This is a genomic window from Bacillus sp. URHA0034 (genome assembly GCF_056280405.1).
On sequence record NZ_JBWCDK010000002.1, the window covers coordinates 3,088,622 to 3,106,907 of the forward strand.

The 18,286-nt window shown below is 45.1% G+C and carries 17 protein-coding genes; all 17 read left to right on the forward strand.

Translation table 11 applies throughout. The annotated features are described in order from the left end of the window. The first annotated feature begins 40 nt into the window (after window positions 1-40). The 17 genes from ACZ9EE_RS16905 to ACZ9EE_RS16985 all read left to right on the forward strand — a co-directional run bounded on the left by ACZ9EE_RS16905 (window position 41) and on the right by ACZ9EE_RS16985 (window position 18,037). A complete protein-coding gene (locus tag ACZ9EE_RS16905; RefSeq protein ID WP_476028777.1) occupies window positions 41-1,327 on the forward strand; it encodes a UDP-N-acetylglucosamine 1-carboxyvinyltransferase in 1,287 nt (428 codons plus the stop codon). A 395-nt stretch (window positions 1,328-1,722) separates the two neighbouring features. Continuing rightward, window positions 1,723-2,985, forward strand: coding sequence for a transcription termination factor Rho (gene rho, locus ACZ9EE_RS16910; RefSeq protein WP_476028779.1), 1,263 nt, complete (start codon window positions 1,723-1,725; stop codon window positions 2,983-2,985). 277 nt (window positions 2,986-3,262) lie between these two features. Continuing rightward, on the forward strand, window positions 3,263-3,475 hold the full coding sequence (rpmE, locus tag ACZ9EE_RS16915; RefSeq protein ID WP_160724203.1) for a 50S ribosomal protein L31: 213 nt from the start codon (window positions 3,263-3,265) through the stop codon (window positions 3,473-3,475). Window positions 3,476-3,642: 167 nt separating this feature from the next. Further along, entirely contained in the window at window positions 3,643-4,239 is a 597-nt protein-coding gene (locus ACZ9EE_RS16920; protein WP_215045460.1) for a thymidine kinase, read from the forward strand. Between the two features lie 378 nt (window positions 4,240-4,617). Next, the gene (locus ACZ9EE_RS16925; protein WP_476028782.1) at window positions 4,618-5,115 is read left to right on the forward strand and encodes a hypothetical protein; all 498 of its coding nucleotides are present in this window, start codon (window positions 4,618-4,620) and stop codon (window positions 5,113-5,115) included. Window positions 5,116-5,263: 148 nt separating this feature from the next. Further along, the gene (gene prfA / locus ACZ9EE_RS16930) at window positions 5,264-6,337 is read left to right on the forward strand and encodes a peptide chain release factor 1 (protein WP_476028783.1); all 1,074 of its coding nucleotides are present in this window, start codon (window positions 5,264-5,266) and stop codon (window positions 6,335-6,337) included. Then, window positions 6,330-7,247, forward strand: a complete 918-nt coding sequence (prmC, locus tag ACZ9EE_RS16935; RefSeq protein ID WP_476028785.1) for a peptide chain release factor N(5)-glutamine methyltransferase — start codon at window positions 6,330-6,332, stop codon at window positions 7,245-7,247. The genes prfA and prmC overlap by 8 nt, the downstream gene beginning before the upstream one ends. A 528-nt stretch (window positions 7,248-7,775) precedes the next feature. Continuing rightward, entirely contained in the window at window positions 7,776-8,744 is a 969-nt protein-coding gene (gene spoIIR, locus ACZ9EE_RS16940; RefSeq protein ID WP_476028787.1) for a stage II sporulation protein R, read from the forward strand. A gap of 111 nt (window positions 8,745-8,855) precedes the next feature. Continuing rightward, on the forward strand, window positions 8,856-9,302 hold the full coding sequence (locus ACZ9EE_RS16945; protein WP_476028789.1) for a GNAT family N-acetyltransferase: 447 nt from the start codon (window positions 8,856-8,858) through the stop codon (window positions 9,300-9,302). A 185-nt stretch (window positions 9,303-9,487) separates the two neighbouring features. Next, window positions 9,488-10,531, forward strand: coding sequence for an L-threonylcarbamoyladenylate synthase (locus ACZ9EE_RS16950; RefSeq protein WP_476028791.1), 1,044 nt, complete (start codon window positions 9,488-9,490; stop codon window positions 10,529-10,531). A 416-nt stretch (window positions 10,532-10,947) separates the two neighbouring features. Beyond that, window positions 10,948-11,505: a manganese efflux pump MntP gene (locus tag ACZ9EE_RS16955; protein WP_476028793.1), complete on the forward strand. Its 558-nt coding sequence runs from the start codon at window positions 10,948-10,950 to the stop codon at window positions 11,503-11,505. A gap of 243 nt (window positions 11,506-11,748) precedes the next feature. Continuing rightward, entirely contained in the window at window positions 11,749-12,189 is a 441-nt protein-coding gene (locus tag ACZ9EE_RS16960) for a low molecular weight protein arginine phosphatase (RefSeq protein ID WP_476028795.1), read from the forward strand. 250 nt (window positions 12,190-12,439) lie between these two features. Then, window positions 12,440-12,886, forward strand: coding sequence for a ribose 5-phosphate isomerase B (rpiB, locus tag ACZ9EE_RS16965; protein WP_476028797.1), 447 nt, complete (start codon window positions 12,440-12,442; stop codon window positions 12,884-12,886). Between the two features lie 25 nt (window positions 12,887-12,911). Continuing rightward, window positions 12,912-13,478 carry a TIGR01440 family protein gene (locus ACZ9EE_RS16970; protein WP_476028799.1) on the forward strand — a complete coding sequence of 189 codons (567 nt, stop codon included), beginning with the start codon at window positions 12,912-12,914 and terminating at the stop codon, window positions 13,476-13,478. Between the two features lie 175 nt (window positions 13,479-13,653). Beyond that, window positions 13,654-14,895, forward strand: coding sequence for a serine hydroxymethyltransferase (gene glyA / locus ACZ9EE_RS16975; protein ID WP_476028801.1), 1,242 nt, complete (start codon window positions 13,654-13,656; stop codon window positions 14,893-14,895). A 255-nt stretch (window positions 14,896-15,150) separates the two neighbouring features. After that, window positions 15,151-15,780, forward strand: coding sequence for a uracil phosphoribosyltransferase (upp, locus tag ACZ9EE_RS16980; protein WP_476028803.1), 630 nt, complete (start codon window positions 15,151-15,153; stop codon window positions 15,778-15,780). An 82-nt stretch (window positions 15,781-15,862) separates the two neighbouring features. Next, window positions 15,863-18,037 carry a S8 family serine peptidase gene (locus ACZ9EE_RS16985; RefSeq protein WP_476028805.1) on the forward strand — a complete coding sequence of 725 codons (2,175 nt, stop codon included), beginning with the start codon at window positions 15,863-15,865 and terminating at the stop codon, window positions 18,035-18,037. Window positions 18,038-18,286 lie beyond the last annotated feature (249 nt).

The following is an 18,286-nucleotide window of genomic DNA, read 5'->3' on the forward strand; positions in this document are numbered from 1 at the left end:
TCATTCGTGACCTTTCGTGGGCTTAGAAGGGAGTCAAGTAATGGAAAAACTAAAAATTGCGGGCGGTTATCCGTTAAAAGGGACAGTTCGCATCAGTGGAGCTAAAAATAGTGCCGTAGCCCTCATACCAGCAACCATTTTAGCAGAATCACCCGTAACGATCGAGGGTTTGCCGAATATCTCTGATGTGGAAATCTTAAAGGATTTGCTTGAGGAGATCGGCGGGAAAGTCGCCATGACGGATGAGGAAATGACGGTTGACCCTTCAACGATGATTTCGATGCCGCTGCCAAACGGAAAGGTTAAAAAGCTGCGTGCCTCTTATTATTTAATGGGAGCGATGCTGGGGCGGTTTAAAAAGGCCGTGATTGGTTTGCCTGGCGGCTGCCATCTTGGCCCAAGACCAATTGACCAGCATATTAAAGGCTTTGAAGCACTGGGAGCTCAAATCACCAATGAACAAGGTGCGATTTATTTGCGTGCAGACGAACTGCGCGGTGCCCGAATTTATTTGGATGTAGTCAGTGTCGGAGCAACTATTAATATTATGCTGGCTGCCGTACGCGCTAAAGGCCGGACGATCATTGAGAACGCTGCAAAGGAGCCGGAAATTATTGATGTTGCCACATTGTTAACCAATATGGGCGCGAAAATAAAGGGTGCCGGAACGGATGTCATTCGGATTGATGGTGTCGACACGCTCCACGGCTGCCGGCATACGATCATACCAGACCGGATCGAAGCAGGAACGTATATGATTATTGGAGCCGCTGTCGGCGAAGGTATCTTAGTTGATAACGTCATCCCGCAGCATTTAGAATCATTGATTGCTAAACTTCGTGAGATGGGTGTGCAGATTCAGACGAGTGATGACCAAGTGTTTGTTGATGGTTCGGTCAACTTGAAAGCGGTTGATATCAAAACACTCGTTTATCCTGGGTTCCCAACTGACCTGCAGCAGCCGTTTACGACTCTCTTAACGAAAGCTTCAGGATCAAGCGTGGTTACTGATACGATTTATGGTGCCCGTTTTAAACATATTGATGAACTAAGAAGAATGAATGCTAATATTAAGGTGGAAGGTCGTTCTGCAATTATTAACGGTCCAATCCAGCTCCAAGGTGCAAAGGTGAAGGCAAGCGATCTGCGTGCCGGAGCGGCCCTTGTAGTTGCTGGTCTATTGGCCGAAGGAGTTACGGAAGTGACCGGTCTTGAGCATATTGACCGCGGTTATAGTAATTTAGTTGAAAAACTCAATGGACTCGGTGCCACTATTTGGCGGGAAGCACTAACGAAGGACGAGCTCGAACAGCTTAAGAACACATAAAAGACGCACGCGTCTTACTGCGTCCGATTCAGCGATGGGCGCCACAGCCTCAAAAAGAAACCAAATCTAGTAATTAAATAAAGTAGATGTAGACAGTACAAAAGGTGTCAGGCACCATACGGAAGAGGCTAGATTAATGCATCTAGTCTCTTCGTTTAATTAGCAGGGGTAAGAAATAATTACCAGTAATGGAATTATTATTTTTTAGTTGATTAATTTTTTGTACAAAGGGTAAAATAGTAATTGTTTTTATTATGTATATGTTCTGCAATCCTATTCATTTCTTTTATCTACTTCTATTTCAATTCCTCTAATTTCTAAATATTATCTAACTGGACAATCTCCCGCTTTCAACTAGCGGATTTGCTGGAAAAATTTTAAAGAGTGGTGTACAAATGGAATTAACTATTTCAATTTTAGAAAATATGAAGCTGAAGGAACTTTATGAGCTTGCTCGCGAGTATAAAGTCACCTATTACAGCAAATTAACGAAAAAAGAATTAATTTTTGCAATTTTAAAATCTCGTGCCGAACAGCAGGGCTTTTTCTTCATGGAAGGTGTACTCGAGATAATCCAATCAGAGGGCTTTGGATTTTTACGGCCAATTAACTATTCGCCGAGCTCAGAGGATATTTATATTTCCGCATCACAAATCCGCCGTTTTGATCTTCGCAATGGGGACAAGGTGTCCGGTAAGGTTCGACCTCCAAAAGAAAATGAGCGCTATTATGGCTTGCTCCATGTGGAAGCAGTCAACGGGGAAGACCCGGAATCAGCGAAAGAACGTGTTTATTTCCCAGCTTTAACTCCGCTGTATCCAGATAGACAAATGAAGTTAGAAACAACGCCGAAGCATTTGTCGACGAGGATTATGGATGTTGTGGCACCGGTCGGTTTTGGTCAGCGTGGTCTTATCGTAGCCCCGCCTAAAGCCGGAAAAACGATGCTGATAAAGGAAATTGCCAACAGTATTACGACCAACCATCCGGATGTCGAGTTAATTGTACTGTTAATCGATGAACGTCCGGAAGAGGTAACTGATATTGAGCGTTCTGTTGCCGGCGATGTTGTTAGCTCAACGTTTGATGAGGTTCCTGAGAACCATATTAAAGTGGCTGAGCTTGTTCTTGACCGGGCGATGCGTTTGGTTGAGCATAAACGTGATGTTGTTATTTTGATGGACAGTATTACGCGTTTAGCGCGTGCCTATAACCTAGTTATTCCGCCAAGCGGCCGGACGCTTTCTGGCGGTATTGACCCGGCAGCGTTCCACCGTCCGAAGCGTTTCTTCGGGGCGGCCCGTAATATTGAAGAGGGCGGCAGCTTGACGATTCTCGCTACGGCATTAGTCGATACGGGTTCACGTATGGATGATGTCATTTATGAGGAATTTAAAGGGACCGGTAATATGGAGCTTCATCTTGATCGCGGGCTGGCTGAGCGCCGTATTTTCCCTGCACTTGATATCCGCCGTTCTGGTACTCGTAAAGAAGAATTACTTATTCCGAAGGATCATTTGGATAAGCTGTGGGCAATTCGTAAATCGATGTCAGATTCACCTGATTTTGCGGAGCGCTTCTTGAAAAAATTACGCCAAACGAAGTCGAATGAAGAATTTTTCGCCCAATTAGGGGAAGAGTTGAAGACTAGAAGGTAGAAGTTTTTATACTGGAGCGGAAGGCGCTCGACTCCTTTGGGAGGAACTGGCCGAGGAGGCTCCCCGGCACGCCTGCGGAAAGCAATTGTCTAAAGCGGAAATCAACAACCATATTTATCGCGGGTCTTAAAAAAACCAACAAATCCCAACTTGCAAAATTATGTTACCCTTGTTATAATGGGTGCAGTGTCTTTTATGTAATTGGTGCTTGTTTGTAAAGGCAGGCATTTATATAACTCTGTTTCGAATGATTCAGGGCGGAAGGAGCTGAAAAGAAATGAAAGCAGGAATTCATCCTAATTATAAAATGGTAAAGGTGACTTGTGCATGCGGTAATACGTTTGAAACAGGTTCTGTAAAAAATGAGATCCGTGTTGAAACTTGTTCAGAATGTCATCCATTCTATACTGGTCGTCAAAAATTCGCTGAAGCTGGCGGACGTGTTGACCGTTTCAACAAAAAATACGGCCTTAAGTCACAACAACAATAATTACTCAGGGAACAGGCAAGAGAACCTATGGCTTGCCTGTTTTTTATTGAAAAAAATTAGTTGAATGACATAGATATGCAAGAAAAATACTTAAATATAGTCGAGAATTCAGCTTAAAGCATAATATAGATCGTTATAGGGTTCGTTATAGGAAGGAGACGCCGTTTATGTATTTAATGAAACAAAGCGGATGGGTAGAGGTTATCTGTGGCAGTATGTTTTCCGGGAAATCAGAGGAATTGATTCGTCGGGTTCGGCGGGCTCAGTTTGCAAAACAAAATATAGCTGTGTTTAAGCCGAAAATTGATAATCGTTACAGTGAGCAGTCAGTTGTATCCCATAATGGCTCTTCTTTTCATGCGACGCCAATTTCCCATTCTATCGAGATTCTTCATCATGTAGAGGCGGATATCGATATTATTGCGATAGATGAAGTTCAGTTTTTTGATGAAGGAATTGTCCGGGTTGTTCAACAACTGGCAGACAGCGGCCACCGTGTGATTTGCGCCGGGCTTGATATGGATTTCCGCGGCGAGCCGTTCGGACAGATGCCGGCGTTAATGGCAGTAGCTGAATCAGTAACAAAGCTTCAGGCTGTTTGTACTGTGTGCGGTTCACCTTCCAGCAGAACACAGCGGCTGATTGATGGCCGTCCAGCCTCTTACCATGACCCGGTTATATTAGTAGGTGCTTCCGAAGCATACGAACCGCGCTGCCGTCACCACCACGAAGTCCCAAAGACAACACCCGTCACATCACGGTAAGTTGATGGTGATGCGCTGTTGGTGCCTATCACCGAAAACGTGGTTAGCAATGTACAAATAAGATAAATGGTGCCTGTCACCGTTAACACTGTCTGAGAGTTGGTTCTCAGGCAGTTTTTTTGTGGGTCTACTTGGTGGATGTTTGAATTTTTGAAGAGTTGGCGGAAAAAATAGAAAAGTTCACGGGATAACCTGGTTTTTGTACGGAATTTTGGCCGTTTTTCGCGGAATTATCGAAAAAATTCACGGAAATAAACTGGAAGTCCACGGAATTAACGATACTCCAGATTATTACTCCCATTTAGACAAGTCTTTGGTAAGATTTCTCTTGCTGATTACAACTCAGGTCCGGGCATGATAGTAATGGGAGGTGTAATAATGTTAAAAAAATGGATGTCTCTCGTGGGTATCATGTTTTTGTTAATCGTCAGCGGCTGTCAGGGACAAAATAATGATCGTTCGGCCAATGACCTCCGTAACAATAATCCACAACACAATAACATGTCCAGCCAGAACAATGGTGGACCTGATAGTATGAGTGATCGCCGTAAGAACAAACAGCATATGGTTGAAGATGATATCACCAACCAAAATCCAAACTTTCTTGATTTGAAACGGACAGGCAGCGGTGGCGAAGCTGGTGCGACCAATCACGGCAATGATATCAACAAAGCAAAACAAGTCATTGCCCATACGAATGAGTTTAGAACCGATTCTGTCTGGATTAACGGCGACCGGATGTGGGTAACTGTTTACAAAAAAGGGATGCTTTCTGATCAAGCAAGAAATAAAGCGGAAGCCCGCCTTCATCGGAAACTGGTAAAGGCACTCCCGCGTTATAATATTGAAGTCCGCGTCCAGGAGGACCGCAGGTAACATGCTCTGATTTTAGGGCATGTTTTTTTGTTCCAAAAAAAGGGCTTGGTCTAAGATAAAATATTTCTCCCTCAATTTGGTTTTGACGGGGGTTTTCACCTATACTATAATTAGAATGTTATGGACTAAAACTCGAGGTGAATGAACTGTGTTTGATCGTCTTCAATCCGTGGAAGATCGCTACGAAAAGTTGAACGAACTTTTAAGCGACCCAGAAATTATTAATGATTCAAAGAAACTTCGTGAATATTCAAAAGAACAAAGTGATATACAAGAAACTGTACAAACCTACCGCCAGTATAAAGAGGCTCGTGAGCAGCTTCAGGATGCAAAGGCGATGCTTGAAGAGAAGCTTGATGCCGAAATGCGTGAAATGGTGAAGGAAGAAGTCAATGAGCTTGAGGCCCAAATCGAAGAGCTTGAAGCCAAAATGAAAATTCTCCTTGTTCCAAAGGATCCAAACGATGACAAAAACGTTATCTTTGAAATCCGCGGTGCAGCTGGCGGGGAAGAAGCTGCATTGTTTGCTGGTACGCTTTACCGGATGTACAGCCGGTATGCGGAAGCGCAGGGCTGGAAAACAGACCTGATTGATGCCAGCCCAACAGGCCTGGGCGGCTATAAAGAAATCAGTTTTATGATTAATGGTCAAGGAGCCTACTCTAAATTAAAGTTTGAAAGCGGCGCCCACCGTGTTCAGCGTGTACCGGAAACAGAATCAGGCGGCCGGATTCACACTTCAACTGCAACGGTTGTATGTTTGCCGGAAGCGGAAGAGTTTGAATATGAAATCCATGATAAAGATATCCGCTTTGATACCTTTGCTTCAAGCGGTGCGGGCGGACAATCCGTTAACACGACGATGTCAGCCGTTCGTTTGACACACCTTCCAACAGGAATCATGGTATCAATCCAGGATGAAAAGTCCCAGCATAAGAACCGGGACAAAGCGATGAAGGTATTACGTGCACGTGTCTATGATAAGTTCCAGCAGGAAGCGCAGGCTGAATATGATCAGGTTCGTAAATCCGCGGTTGGAACTGGTGACCGTTCAGAACGAATTCGCACCTACAACTTCCCGCAAAATCGCGTAACCGATCATCGCATTGGCTTAACACTTCAAAAATTAGACCAAATTGTTGAGGGTAAGCTTGATGAAATCATTGATGCGTTGATTATGGATGAACAGGCAAGAAGACTGGAAGAAGCATCTAATGAGTAATAAAGTATTCGAGGCCCTAAAATGGGCTTCTTCTTTTTTAGTGGAAGCGGGTCGTAATGAAAACGCCGGTGAACTTTTGCTCCGGCATTTTACTGGCATGTCACGGGCGCAGCTGTTTGCCAATATGCGTGAGAATTTAGAGCCGAGCGTCTGGGAAGCATTTGAAAAGGCGGTTCGGGCCCATGTGGAAGCAGGAGTTCCTGTCCAATACCTGATCGGTTCTGAAGAATTTTACGGCCGGACCTTCAACGTCAATGAGGAAGTTCTCATTCCGAGACCGGAAACAGAAGAACTCGTCTACGGGGCACTCCTGCGCATGAAGAAGATCTTCACCAGCCACCAGGAAATCCGCTTGGCCGACATCGGCACAGGAAGCGGCGCCATCGCCATCACCTTACAACTAGAATACCATCCGTCGACAGTGCAAATGGTGATAGGCACCAATAGGACTGTGAAGCAAGTGTTAAGGGTGATAGGCACCGATATTGCGGAGGGGTCGCTTGCTGTGGCGCGGGAGAATGCGGCCCGGCTTGGAGCGGATGTCAGCTTTGTTCAAGGGGATTTACTTGGACCGTTTATCGCCAATGGAGAGAAACTGGATGTGGTGGTTTCGAATCCGCCTTATATTCCGGCCGCTGATAGGGCTACGATGTCTGAGGTGGTAACGGAGCATGAGCCGCATCGGGCCCTGTTTGCGGGCGAGGATGGCTTGGATTTCTACCGGCGTTTTATGGAGGATCTGCCACATGTCTTGGCTCCAACTGCGCTTGTCTGTTTTGAAATCGGCATGGGGCAGGGAGAGGCGGTAGCAGAGCTGTTCCGAACAACCTTTCCAAAGGTGAATGTCGAAATCGTTAATGATATTAATGGCAGGGATCGGATGGTTTTTGCCGAAATTAAAGAGTGTTAAGCCGAACCTGGTTTAACACTCTTTTTACTATTTATCGTAAAACGGTAAATTTACAAACCTTGTGGATAACTCCTTCGTGAGATCCATACAACGTGCTATTGGACAAATTGGAGAGGTAGCAAATGAATTTTGTTCAATAGGGCCTTTCTATTGGACAAATTGGAGAGGTAGCAAATGAATTTTGTTCAATAGGGCCTTTCTATCGGACAAATTGGAGAGGGTGCAAATGAATTTTTGTTCAATAGGGCCTTTCTATTGGACAAATTGGAGAGGTAGCAAATGAATTTTGTCCCATAGAGTCCTTCCAATGGACAAATCTTCGTTTTTCAAATGAAATTTGTCCTATAGAGCTGCTGCTTTTAGACAAAAACACACTAGCCATCTTGTATTTTGTCCAATAGCCCTCTCCTATCAGGAAGATAAATTTTTGCCAGCAAAAAACTTAATAGAGTTTTTCCAATTTACTAGTTTAAGATTCTTATTCTTTGTCCACAATGAAAATATCGAAGGGCAAAGGGGTTGCTAGAGATGAGAGGGAAACTAATAGTTTGGGGATACTTAGTCATTTTATCATTGGGAACAATGTTGAATTTATATATGCCAAAGACCGAAGCGGCAGCAAAGGAATCAATTGTTATTCCGGGGGAAGCGATTCGCTTGAGGATTTTGGCAAACAGTGATTTTGAACAAGACCAAGCAATCAAACGCAAGGTCCGCGACGCGGTTAATGCACAAATTACCCTGTGGGTACAGGATTTAACGTCCATGAACGAAGCAAGGAAGGTCATCAATGCCAAGCTTCCTGAAATTCAAGATATTGCTGAAAAAGTAGTACATGAACAAGGATCGAATCAGTCAGTAAAGGTTGAGTTTGGAAAAGTTCAGTTTCCAACCAAATTATATGGCCAATACTTATACCCAGCCGGCGAATATCAAGCGATTCTGATTACATTAGGCAAAGGCGAAGGCGCGAACTGGTGGTGCGTATTATACCCGCCGTTATGCTTCCTTGATTTTTCAAATGGTGTTGCCGTCAGCGATGGCTTTGAGGAAAAACACGTAGCAAAAGCAGAAACTGTTAGTGAAAAAGAAAAGCAGGATGATCTTCAAACAGAAAAGGCAGCAGTAACATCTTCTCCTGTAGCAGTTGGAGAAGAAGAACAAGATGAAGACAAAGTAAGCGATCAGGTAGAAAAACAATCTGCGACCGTAAAAGAAGTAGAACAGCCTGTTAAAAAGTTGATTCAAGCGCCCCAAAAATCTGTAGAAGAAATGAAGAAACCAGCAGATGTAGTAAAAGCAGAGCAGCCGGTTGTAGAAGAGGTTAATACTGAAAACTTGGCTAAAGAAGTACAAAACGTGAAGAAACCAGTAGAAGAAGTGAAAAAGGCGAAGAAGAAAGTAAAGAAAGAAGCTCCCTTATACACAGCTAAAGATGAAGAACCAGTAAAAGTTAAGTTTTTCGTGGTAGAAATGTGGGAGAAAATGTTTAACTAAAACTAGTCCAGCCCCGGACTAGTTTTTTTAATGAAATTACCCATCCTCCTGTTCTATTATCTCTAGTTTTTCATAGTAATAGAGTAGAATCTTTTAAACGAGGTGGATGGGATGCAGGCATTAATTCGCAGGGCTAATCAAGAGGACTTAGAGAGTTTACAGGCGTTTTTGACAAGAGCTAATCTTGGGACCGATGGACTAACTGCAGAAACGGTTGACTATTTTCTCCTGCTAGAAAACGAAAATGGCACAATCCGTGGTTCGCTCGGCATGGAGGCATTTGAGGATCATGGAATGCTGCGTTCGCTGGTGGTTTCTCCAGGGCAGGCTGATAATGAAATTTTTGTTCTTTTTGATCAAATGGTCAAATTAGCGAAAGAAAAAGGGATGAAAAGCTTGTTTTTGGCAACAAATAAAAGTGTGGCTTTGCCATTTTTTGAATTAATGGGCTTTCAAAAAATTGAACGGGAAGCGTTACCCACAGAATTTTATTCCTCTGAGCATATTCGACACGTTTTAAATGTGGATAACTCATTATTTTTAAAATTTTCACTATAATTGTGGATTAATCCACAAAGTTATCCACTTTTTCTTCAAACTTATACACAATTTGTGGATAAAACTTGTATTTATACCCACCTTCTTTTATACTTTCAAACGTACTAGGTGAAAAGATAGGAGTTTTTCCGCGTAAATTCGCCAAAATTCGATAAAAGTTTCGTCATCAATAAAGGTGGATAACTATGAACACAAACATCTGGAAAGTGGATAAATATGTGGATAATCTTGAAAGTAATCCACAGGTTGTGGATGCAGCCGATTTTTTAAAAAACAATGAAGTGGTCGCTCTGCCAACAGAGACCGTTTACGGCTTGGGCGGTAACGCTGAAAGTGATGAAGCGGTGGCTAAAATCTTTGCTGCGAAAGGACGTCCTAGTGATAATCCCTTAATCATTCACATTGCCGACCGTAAGCAGCTTAGTAGATTTGTAACCGAGGTTCCGGAAACGGCCGCTAAATTAATGGATGCCTTTTGGCCAGGCCCGCTGACGATTATTTTTAAAAAGAAAGACGGCATTCTGTCAGAGAAGGCAACGGTCGGACTTTCTACCGTTGCGGTAAGGATGCCGGATCACCCGGTTGCACTGGCTTTGTTGAAAACCTGTGGACTTCCGATTGCCGCACCAAGTGCCAACAGCTCAGGAAAGCCGAGTCCGACGAAAGCGGAGCATGTGCTGGATGATTTAAATGGAAAAATTGCCGGTGTGTTGGATGGCGGTGCGACTGGAGTCGGCGTTGAATCAACAGTCGTTGATTGCAGTGAGGGAGTTCCAGTCATCTTAAGGCCAGGCGGCGTGACAATGGAGCAGCTTAAGGCGGTCGTTGGGGAAGTCCGTGAAGATGCGGCCTTAAACGACCAGGCGGCACGTCCAAAGGCACCGGGGATGAAATACCGCCATTACGCGCCAAATGCCCCGCTTTATATGGTGGCAGGTCCGAAAGAATTTCTTCAAACATTAGTGTTGGAGAAGCAGCAGGAAGGACTTCGGGTTGGCGTGTTGACAACCGAAGAAAATCACCATTTTTACAAGGCGGATGTCATTCTTTCGTGTGGCAGACGGGCCGAGCTTGAAACGGTGGCGGCTGCATTATATGATACACTGCGAAGTTTCAACCAAGGCAATGTCGATATTATTTATAGTGAAATCTTCCCGAATGAAGGCGTTGGACATGCCATCATGAACCGTCTGCAAAAGGCAGCCGGCCATAAGCTCATCACCGAATAGCACCAGGGTCTCCCTCGGGGGACGGGTGCTTTTTTAAAGATTAAGAAAGTATAAAAATTGACTTTGAGAATTGTCCAGCTCCAGCGCCCTAGCGGCGAGACGCCTTCGCGCTCCGCCCTACGATAAGTCAACACGAAAAAGCTGCCGCTCTTCGTGTTGTCTAGCTCCAGCGCCTAGGGGCTCTTAGGTCTAAGCCAATCCGTCAAGAAGGCTAAAGAGCAGCCCTCTCGCCGTCTCGTCTTATGCCTGTCGCCCCTGACCCCTGATCAAGGCGCCTCCGCTTTTCGATTTTCCTTTACCTCAGTTGGAGCACTCCAGGCCATACGCCGCTGACCAAGGCGCTTGCGCTTTTCTTACTTCTAAATCCCCTTGGACGTGCATAGGCTAGGATAGTTAGTCCAAGGGGGCGGAGATCAATGTCAGAAATGTTTGGCGAACTCATTACACTATTATTAATGGCATTTGCGCTTGGGATGGATGCCTTCTCGGTTGGGCTTGGCATGGGAATGTACAAACTGCGGCTGAGGAAAATTTTTAATATCGGCCTGACAATCGGCTTATTCCATGTTTGGATGCCGCTATTAGGCCTAATAGCAGGAAAATTTCTATCAGAAAAATTCGGCACCTTTGCTACCCTAATTGGTGGGCTGCTTCTCATGGTCCTTGGGGTGCAAATGATCTGGTCGACGATGAAACAAGAAGAAGCAAAGGTCATCTCACCAGTAGGCTTCGGCTTACTGTTATTTGCCTTGAGTGTGAGTCTTGATAGCTTTTCCGTCGGTTTGACCTTAGGGATTTACGGGGCGAAAACGTTTATGGTTCTTTTATGCTTTGGTATTGTTGCCACCGTGCAGACATGGGCGGGCCTCTTGCTCGGCAAAAAAGTTCAGGGATGGCTCGGGACGTACAGCGAGGCCTTGGGGGGCACGATTTTACTTGCGTTTGGAATAAAACTGCTTACGCAATTCTGGTAAAATGAACTATAAATCTTTTAAAAATCCATCCCAATTTGCTAGAATTAACGTATAATCACTGGTTTGTGCTTAATGGATACAAAGGTTTGTTACATAATCCCACAGAACGGCGATTCGTCCGACAGGTAATTGTCCTGTTGTGGTTCAGCCCTTTTTCAAGACGGGAGAAGGTCCTTTTTTAAAAAAGGTTTGGTTCATTTAACCAATTCCAGGGTAAAATGGTAAGGGAAGGTGGCGAGTAAAATGCGGCATATTTTGTTTGTTTGTACTGGAAATACATGTAGGAGTCCAATGGCAGAAGCTATTTTAAAAAATAAAAAGCTTACCGATGTGGAGGTAAAATCGGCAGGGATTTATGCGGCAAACGGCAGTGAGGCATCCGCTCATGCGAAGCAGGTACTCAATGACAATCAGGTACCGCATAATCATCGCTCACACATGTTAACAGCGGAGACCGTTGAGTGGGCTGACCTCATTTTAACGATGACAAGCTCTCATAAATTTGCGATTCAACAGCAGTTTCCTCAAGCGGTAATGAAGGTGTTTTCGTTGAAAGAGTATACCGGTGAAACCGGCAATCTGGATGTTGTCGACCCGTACGGCGGCAGTCTCGCAGTCTACGAGGAGACCTATCAAGAATTAGAAACATTAATTGATAAAGCAATTGAAAAATTTAAAAGATAGTGATTTGCGAATGGCGAAAAGCTTTTTTGAAAAAACTAACCACTAATAAAAAAGGTAGAGCTCTCTTATGAAAAAGAGGGCTATTATTTTTGCTTTAAATCTCTGAACCGAGGAAGGTTTCTGCTTTAAATTTTTGAGTCGGTGTGTCAAAATGAAAACAGATTATTCTAAGAGTTGCGGCAGCGGAAGTTGGCGTCTGTTTGTAACGATAGTTTTTTGAATTTTGGGAAATGGAACAGGAGGATTTATTATGAAGGTGGCATTAGCGTCAGATCATGGCGGCGTCAATATACGGAAGGAAATCGCCAAATTACTAGAGGAACTAAAGATTGACTACGTAGACTTTGGCTGTGATTGTGAAACATCAGTGGATTTTCCGGATTATGCACTGCCTGTAGCTGAAAAAGTAGCGAGCGGCGAGTTTGACCGCGGGATTTTAATCTGTGGAACAGGGATTGGGATGAGTATTGCAGCCAATAAGGTAAAAGGCATCCGCTGTGCCCTTGTTCATGATACATTCAGTGCCCGCGCAACGCGTGCCCATAATGATACCAATATGCTCGCAATGGGTGAGCGCGTCATTGGACCTGGACTGGCCCGTGATATTGCTGAGATTTGGCTGACGGAAGAATTTGAAGGCGGCCGTCATGCGAACCGGATTGGAAAAATCACGGACTACGAGAAAACACACCTCTAAGCACAGCTTGAAAGAAGGTATAGCTATGATTCAAGATTGGGAAATCGAGCTTGAAGCAATTTTAGGTGAATTTCAAGCACAGGCGGAACTGAAGCCTGGGCAGCTGCTTGTTGTCGGCTGCAGTACGAGTGAGGTCATTGGCGAACGAATTGGCACCTCCGGGACGATTGAAGTAGCGGAAATGATCTTTCAACAGTTTAAAAAACTCCAAGCGGAGACGGGAATTCAGCTCGCCTTCCAATGCTGTGAGCATTTAAACCGGGCATTGGTTATCGAACGCTCCGTAGCTCTCGAGCGGGGCTATGAGGAGGTTTCCGTTGTACCCGTCCGTAAGGCTGGCGGTGCGATGGCCACCTATGCTTTTGGAGGTCTTGAGGATGCAGTAGTGGTCGAATTCGTAAAGGCCGAGGCCGGCATTGACATTGGCCAAACACTAATCGGCATGCACTTAAAACATGTTGCCGTGCCCGTCCGCGTCAAGCAAAAAAGCGTCGGACATGCCCTTGTCACCCTGGCCAAAGCACGTCCCAAACTAATCGGAGGCGCGCGCGCCGTCTACGAAAAAAACACCGAGAATAACAGCTGCTCGTAATGCTAATGGTGACAGGCACCGTTAGCACTATTGTTCGGTTATTAATGGTGGATGATACCATTTCTCCTATTTTTATAGAGTTTAGGGTGGCAAATTCCGAAAGATATGTTAGAATGAAGAAGGAATTTTCGAATTTTGAATTTTATTGGTGTTTTACATAAAAGGGGGATTTAGGATGAAGCATTTGTCTCAAGCGGATGAGCAGGTATTTAAAGCAATTCAACAAGAATTAGGACGTCAGCGTTCGAAAATTGAATTAATTGCCTCGGAAAACTTTGTAAGTGAAGCAGTGATGGAAGCACAAGGTTCTGTATTAACCAATAAGTATGCAGAAGGATATCCAGGACGCCGTTACTATGGCGGTTGTGAATATGTCGATGTGGTGGAAGATCTTGCCCGCGAACGTGCGAAGCAAATTTTCGGTGCAGAATATGTAAACGTTCAGCCGCATTCAGGGGCACAAGCCAACATGGCTGTTTACTTCACGATCCTCGAGCAGGGCGATACCGTTCTTGGGATGAACCTTTCTCACGGCGGACACTTAACACACGGAAGCCCAGTAAACTTCAGCGGCGTTCAATACAACTTCGTTGAATATGGTGTGGACGAAACAACTCACCGTATCAATTATGATGATGTCCGCGAAAAAGCGATAGCTCACAAACCAAAGCTTATTGTTGCCGGCGCGAGTGCTTATCCACGCGAAATCGATTTTGCTAAGTTCCGTGAGATTGCGGATGAAGTTGGGGCTTACCTGATGGTCGACATGGCACACATTGCTGGACTTGTGGCGGCTGGTTTACATCAAAACCCAGTTCCATACGCTGATTTTGTTACGACAACGACACACAAAACCTTACGCGGACCTCGCGGCGGGATGATCCTTTGCAAAGAGGAATTTGGCAAGAAAATTGATAAGTCGATCTTCCCTGGTATCCAAGGCGGTCCGCTTATGCATGTCATCGCAGCAAAAGCTGTTGCCTTCGGTGAAGCACTGGAGGATAGCTTTAAAGAATATGCAGGAAACATTATTGCGAACGCGAAGCGCCTAGCGGAGTCATTGCAAAATGAAGGGTTAAAGCTAGTTTCTGGCGGTACGGATAATCATTTGCTGTTAGTCGATGTGACAAGCCTTGGCTTAACGGGGAAAGTTGCAGAGCATGTGTTGGATGAAGTCGGTATTACCGTTAATAAAAACACGATTCCGTTTGACCAAAATAGCCCATTCGTAACCAGCGGAGTCCGGATTGGTACAGCAGCTGTGACAAGCCGCGGCTTTGGCTTAGAAGATATGGACGAAATTGCGTCTATCATCGCTTTCACATTGAAAAACCATGAAGATGAAGCGAAGCTGAACGAGGCACGTGGCCGCGTTGAAGCATTAACAAATAAATTCACCCTATATCCAGAGTATTAATAGTTTTATAAAAATTGGCCTTCATCTGCAGATGGAGGCCAATTCTTATATCTGCATCAGCCACCGCAAATCAAGATGAATAATTCCCTGCAATCCCCTAATAATAAAGCTTTAGAGACCACCTCCGCGTGCTTCCTCTTAGAAAGAATATTCACGCTACTTTTTGTCTTTCAAGCCAAAGGACATAAGTTGCTCTATGAGTCTTTTTTCTGTAAAATGAGGCGATGATTAATTTTTGAAAAAGGGGCGATTATTGTGGCAAAGGTATACGTCTTCGACCACCCATTAATCCAGCATAAACTTACTTACATACGTGATAAAAATACAGGAACGAAGGAATTTCGCGAACTTGTGGATGAAGTTGCAACCTTGATGGCGTTCGAAATCACGCGAGATATGCCGCTAGAGGACATCGATATCGAGACACCCGTGTGCCCGGCAAAATCAAAGGTTCTTTCCGGGAAAAAAATTGGCATCGTGCCAATCCTCCGTGCTGGAATCGGAATGGTTGATGGGATTTTAAAACTAATCCCTGCTGCGAAGGTAGGCCATGTCGGCTTATACCGTGACCCTGAAACCTTACAGCCAGTGGAATATTACATTAAGCTTCCGAGTGATGTTGAAGAGCGTGATTTCATTGTGGTAGATCCGATGCTGGCAACGGGCGGTTCCGCTATTGAAGCAATTCGCTCATTGAAAAAGCGCGGTGCAAAGAATATTAAGTTTATGTGTTTAATTGCTGCCCCTGAGGGTGTTGAGGCTGTGAAGGCTGCTCACCCAGATGTGGATATTTACATTGCGGCTTTGGACGAGAAATTAAATGACCATGGCTACATCGTCCCAGGTTTAGGCGATGCCGGTGACCGGTTGTTTGGTACGAAATAAAAAGTCGAGCAGCGATGCTCGGCTTTTTTTGCATACTTTCCTCCCTCAAAGAAAACGCTATGAGGAAAAAGGGGAATCATAAATGAAATGGCTGTTATCCATTCTTCTCACTTTACAAACCTCAACCGTACTCATCAACCCGCCGATTCCAACATCTAACCAAGTCGCGATTGTGGTTCTCAAACAACCGCAATCTGAACAGGAAATTAACCGTCTAATCAACCCGTATCAAGACATAAAGCTGCGCCGAATTTTCCATGAGGCCCTCGATGGCTTCTCGATCGAGGGCAGCCCTGAGGCAATCACGAGGCTAGGCCAACAAGAGCGCGTCCTAACCGTATCGCCAGTCGCCAAATACCAGGCAGAGACAGAAGAAAGCGTCAAAATCATTGGCGGGGAAGAGGTGCGCCGTATCTTTGATCATCAAAATCAGCGCCTCACCGGCAAAGGCATCACCGTCGGGGTCATTGATACCGGGGTCGACTATACGCACCCTGATTTAAAAAGTAATTATGCCGGAGGCCACGATCTTGTTGATAATGACCGAGACCCAATGGAAACCCTCGCCATCGGCAAAGCCACGATTCATGGTACCCATGTGGCCGGGATCATTGCTGCCAATGGGAAAATAAAGGGCGTTGCCCCTGAGGCTAAAATTGTCGCTTACCGTGCGCTGGGGCCGGGCGGGGGCGGTACCACTGAGCAGGTCCTTGCCGCGATTGAACAGGCGATCAAAGACAAAGTAGATGTGGTCAATCTTTCCCTCGGAAATGATATCAACGGGCCCGACCTGCCGATCTCCCTTGCGTTAAATCGTGCCGTTGACAAAGGAATTGTCGCCGTGGCAGCATCTGGGAATTCTGGTCCAAATGTCTGGACAGTCGGCTCCCCCGGTACGGCCTCCAAGGCAATCTCTGTTGGAGCATCGACACCGAACATGGAAATTCCTACCTTATTAATAGAAGGAAATCGGATTCGGATTCAGCCCTTGGAGGGTTCTAGTAACTGGGGCCTGGACCGCTCCCTTGAATTGGCGGACGGCGGCATCGGCCGCAAGGAGGACCTGCACAACGTCCAAGGCAAAATGGTGCTAATTAAGCGCGGCACACTGACGTTTACCGAAAAAGTAAAAAACGCCTATGCAGCGGGGGCCAAAGCCGTATTGATCTATAACAATTTGAGCGGGAGCTTCATGGGAAATCTCGATACTCCTATGACCCTCCCTGTTGGAGCGCTCGCTAAGGGTGACGGAGTTATTTTACAAAAAAAAATAACGAATCATCGTGTGACCGCACGGGTATTGGTCAGTGAAGAGCGGGACCGGCTCGCAGACTTCAGCTCGCGCGGCCCGGTGACGGGGACATGGGATATTAAGCCTGATATCGTCGCCCCGGGGGTCGCAATTAATTCGACGATTCCAGGCGGTTACTTATCATTACAAGGCACGAGTATGGCCGCACCGCATGTGGCGGGGGCATGCGCGTTGATTAAGCAGGCGCACCCGGATTGGTCGCCGGCAGAGGTTAAGGCAGCGCTGATGAATACCGCTAAACCAATTGGGCCAAATCCAAGTGCTTTGTACCGAACATATGAGCAAGGGGCGGGAAGGATTCAGGTGGACGAGGCGATTCAGACTACATCACTCGTTACCCCAAGCAGTCTTCGCTTTGGCAAATATAGCGATGAGAATGACAGCCATAAGGCGTTATTGAAAATTAAAAACACGAGTGCGAAGACACAGCGCTATTCTTTTCGAATTCCTTACCAAGTAGAAGGGGTCCGCTGGCGATTTCCTTTTTCGTTTACGCTCGGACCAAAGGAGTCCAAGGAAATTCCTGTCGAGCTGCAAGTTGACCCTAAGGTGTTTAAACAGAAGATTCATGATGGTTTTCTTCAGCTCGAGGCTGGGTCAGAGTTGATTCAAATTCCTTATCTGTATGTGCTCGAGGAGCCGGGATATCCACGGGTGATGGGTTTTGATTTTGCGTATGGCGATCGCCCGGGTGAATACCGTTATGAGGTGTACCTGCCGGGTGGTGCCGAGGAATTTGGGATTGCTTTGTTTAATCCGGATGATTACCGTTTTGTCGGCTTTTTAGATACGGAAACAAATGTGAAAAAAGGACAGTTGCGCAAGGTGATTCGAAAAGAGCAGCTCCCGGCAGCGGGTACCTATCTAATAAAGATATTTGCCAAGAAGGCAGGGAAAGAGGATTTCATCGAAAGGATGATTATGATCGATAAGATGGAGGAATAGTGTCAGAGGGCTGGAGCACAAAAAAAGCTCCAGCTATTTTAATGTAGTGATGACCCATTTTTCAGGCTGTCCGTTTTGATGAAATAAAGGGTCGTTTTTCTACCAAATACTAGACAATAAAAAAATATTTTATTAGAATTAGATTAAAATTTGATTAAAAGTTCACAAAATGGACACAAATTAGCCAAAAAAAATACAAAAATTACAATACAATAAAAGAGGTAACAAAGGTGTCAAACATTCAGAAAT

Bases quoted from the DNA above. Each gene is read 5' to 3' on its own strand.
- ACZ9EE_RS16960 (WP_476028795.1), top strand. From the start codon at position 11,749: ATGCGGCATATTTTGTTTGTTTGTACTGGAAATACATGTAGGAGTCCA.
- ACZ9EE_RS16945 (WP_476028789.1), top strand. From the start codon at position 8,856: ATGCAGGCATTAATTCGCAGGGCTAATCAAGAGGACTTAGAGAGTTTA.
- rho (WP_476028779.1), top strand. From the start codon at position 1,723: ATGGAATTAACTATTTCAATTTTAGAAAATATGAAGCTGAAGGAACTT.
- ACZ9EE_RS16955 (WP_476028793.1), top strand. From the start codon at position 10,948: ATGTCAGAAATGTTTGGCGAACTCATTACACTATTATTAATGGCATTT.
- ACZ9EE_RS16905 (WP_476028777.1), top strand. From the start codon at position 41: ATGGAAAAACTAAAAATTGCGGGCGGTTATCCGTTAAAAGGGACAGTT.
- spoIIR (WP_476028787.1), top strand. From the start codon at position 7,776: ATGAGAGGGAAACTAATAGTTTGGGGATACTTAGTCATTTTATCATTG.
- ACZ9EE_RS16925 (WP_476028782.1), top strand. From the start codon at position 4,618: ATGTTAAAAAAATGGATGTCTCTCGTGGGTATCATGTTTTTGTTAATC.
- ACZ9EE_RS16920 (WP_215045460.1), top strand. From the start codon at position 3,643: ATGTATTTAATGAAACAAAGCGGATGGGTAGAGGTTATCTGTGGCAGT.
- ACZ9EE_RS16970 (WP_476028799.1), top strand. From the start codon at position 12,912: ATGATTCAAGATTGGGAAATCGAGCTTGAAGCAATTTTAGGTGAATTT.
- glyA (WP_476028801.1), top strand. From the start codon at position 13,654: ATGAAGCATTTGTCTCAAGCGGATGAGCAGGTATTTAAAGCAATTCAA.
- rpiB (WP_476028797.1), top strand. From the start codon at position 12,440: ATGAAGGTGGCATTAGCGTCAGATCATGGCGGCGTCAATATACGGAAG.
- ACZ9EE_RS16950 (WP_476028791.1), top strand. From the start codon at position 9,488: ATGAACACAAACATCTGGAAAGTGGATAAATATGTGGATAATCTTGAA.
- rpmE (WP_160724203.1), top strand. From the start codon at position 3,263: ATGAAAGCAGGAATTCATCCTAATTATAAAATGGTAAAGGTGACTTGT.
- prmC (WP_476028785.1), top strand. From the start codon at position 6,330: ATGAGTAATAAAGTATTCGAGGCCCTAAAATGGGCTTCTTCTTTTTTA.
- ACZ9EE_RS16985 (WP_476028805.1), top strand. From the start codon at position 15,863: ATGAAATGGCTGTTATCCATTCTTCTCACTTTACAAACCTCAACCGTA.